Here is a 2500-nt window from a genome sequence, read left to right as displayed (position 1 = left end):
CGACCGAATACCCCAGGGGGTAGAGCACTGGATGGGCTAGGGGTCCTCACCGGATTACCAAACCTAACCAAACTCCGAATACCTGGGAGTACTAGTCGGCAGACACACGGCGGGTGCTAACGTCCGTCGTGAAAAGGGAAACAACCCTGACCTACAGCTAAGGTCCCCAAGTTATGGCTAAGTGGGAAAGGATGTGAGGATCCCAAAACAACCAGGATGTTGGCTTAGAAGCAGCCATCATTTAAAGAAAGCGTAACAGCTCACTGGTCTAAATAAGGGTCTTTGCGCCGAAAATGTAACGGGGCTCAAGCCATACACCGAAGCTTAGGGTTCGTGAGCAATCACGAGCGGTAGCGGAGCGTTCTGTAAGCTGATGAAGCCATACCCGTGAGGGGTGGTGGAGGTATCAGAAGTGCGAATGCTGACATGAGTAACGTAAGGGGAGTGAGAGACTCCCCCGCCGAAAGTCCAAGGGTTCCTGCTTAAAGCTAATCTGAGCAGGGTTAGCCGGCCCCTAAGTCGAGGCAGAAATGCGTAGACGATGGGAACCACGTTAATATTCGTGGGCCTGGAGGAAGTGACGGATCATTGAGGTAGTCCAATCTTATCGGATTGAACGGGCTGCTGCGTGGTTCCAGGAAATAGCTCCTCCTTATAGACCGTACCCGAAACCGACACTGGTGGACTGGTAGAGTATACCAAGGCGCTTGAGAGAACTATGCTGAAGGAACTCGGCAAATTGCACGCGTAACTTCGGAAGAAGCGTGACCCTTTTCCACGCAAGTGGAGGAGGGTGGCACAGACCAGGGGGTAGCGACTGTTTATCAAAAACACAGGGCTCTGCGAAGTCGCAAGACGACGTATAGGGTCTGACGCCTGCCCGGTGCTGGAAGGTTAAGAGGAGGGGTGCAAGCTCTGAATCGAAGCCCCAGTAAACGGCGGCCGTAACTATAACGGTCCTAAGGTAGCGAAATTCCTTGTCGGGTAAGTTCCGACCTGCACGAATGGCGTAACGACTTCCCCGCTGTCTCCAGCATAGACTCAGTGAAATTGAATTCCCCGTGAAGATGCGGGGTTCCTGCGGTTAGACGGAAAGACCCCGTGCACCTTTACTATAGCTTTACATTGGCATTCGTAGTGGCATGTGTAGGATAGGTGGTAGGCTTTGAAACCTGGGCGCCAGCTCAGGTGGAGCCACCCTTGAAATACCACCCTTATCACTATGGATGTCTAACCGCGGCCCGTCATCCGGGTCCGGGACAATGTATGGTGGGTAGTTTGACTGGGGCGGTCGCCTCCTAAAGAGTAACGGAGGCGCGCGATGGTGGGCTCAGAACGGTCGGAAATCGTTCGCTGAGTGCAATGGCATAAGCCTGCCTGACTGCGAGACTGACAAGTCGAGCAGAGACGAAAGTCGGTCATAGTGATCCGGTGGTCCCGCGTGGAAGGGCCATCGCTCAACGGATAAAAGGTACGCCGGGGATAACAGGCTGATGACCCCCAAGAGTCCATATCGACGGGGTTGTTTGGCACCTCGATGTCGACTCATCGCATCCTGGGGCTGGAGCAGGTCCCAAGGGTATGGCTGTTCGCCATTTAAAGCGGTACGTGAGTTGGGTTCAGAACGTCGTGAGACAGTTCGGTCCCTATCTGCCGTGGGTGTAGGAATATTGAAAGGATCTGTCCCTAGTACGAGAGGACCGGGATGGACGGATCTCTGGTGGACCTGTTGTGGCGCCAGCCGCATAGCAGGGTAGCTATATCCGGACGGGATAACCGCTGAAGGCATCTAAGCGGGAAACCCACCTTAAAACGAGTATTCCCTGAGAACCGTGGAAGACGACCACGTTGATAGGCCGGGTGTGGAAGAGCGGCAACGCTTGAAGCTTACCGGTACTAATAGTTCGATCGGCTTGATCGTTCTCATTCCCTATGCCCATCTGACAAAGTCAGATGGTCTTACCAGCGCTCACGCATGAGCGGCCCTTACGGGCCTATGCTCCGCGAGGGCGCCGGAAAACCGGCGACGCGCAGTCGCGCTTGCGGGCTTATGCCCGAAGCAACCTGCAGAAACGTCGTCTTGGCACAGAAAACAGCTTCTCGAGCAACGTGCGCTTTGCCGACCTGGTGGTTATGGCGGAGCGGCTGCACCCGATCCCATTCCGAACTCGGCCGTGAAACGCTCCAGCGCTGATGGTACTTCGTCTCAAGACGCGGGAGAGTAGGTCGCTGCCAGGTCTGCAAAACGCACGTTGCAAAAATCCAGTCTTCTCCTTACAAAACAGGCCCGCCAATCGGGAGCCCGGGCCGCGCAAGCGGCCCTTTCAGTTGGCGGAACTTACTAAGCGCTGACTTGCTTGAAAAGTTGACGCGGGGTGGAGCAGCCCGGTAGCTCGTCAGGCTCATAACCTGAAGGTCACAGGTTCAAATCCTGTCCCCGCAACCAAATCCACAAAACGGCCCGCATCACGCGGGCCGTTTTGCGTTTGCAGCCTGGCGC

Annotated in this window: 1 tRNA gene and 2 rRNA genes (1 of these 3 cut by a window edge); all 3 read left to right on the top strand. The window is 55.4% G+C overall.

Features of this window, described 5'->3' with window-relative positions:
* Positions 1-1921, top strand: a 23S ribosomal RNA gene (locus AC0L18_RS32070); it begins 898 nt to the left of the window's first position.
* A 202-nt stretch (positions 1922-2123) separates the two neighbouring features.
* Positions 2124-2238: ribosomal RNA gene (gene rrf / locus AC0L18_RS32065) — 5S ribosomal RNA — on the top strand.
* A gap of 131 nt (positions 2239-2369) precedes the next feature.
* Positions 2370-2446, top strand: a tRNA-Met gene (locus AC0L18_RS32060).
* Positions 2447-2500 lie beyond the last annotated feature (54 nt).

Source organism: Mesorhizobium sp. WSM4819 (genome assembly GCF_055811215.1).
The sequence above is the reverse complement of the archived record's forward strand: the minus strand, read 5'-3'. Positions and strand labels throughout refer to the sequence as shown.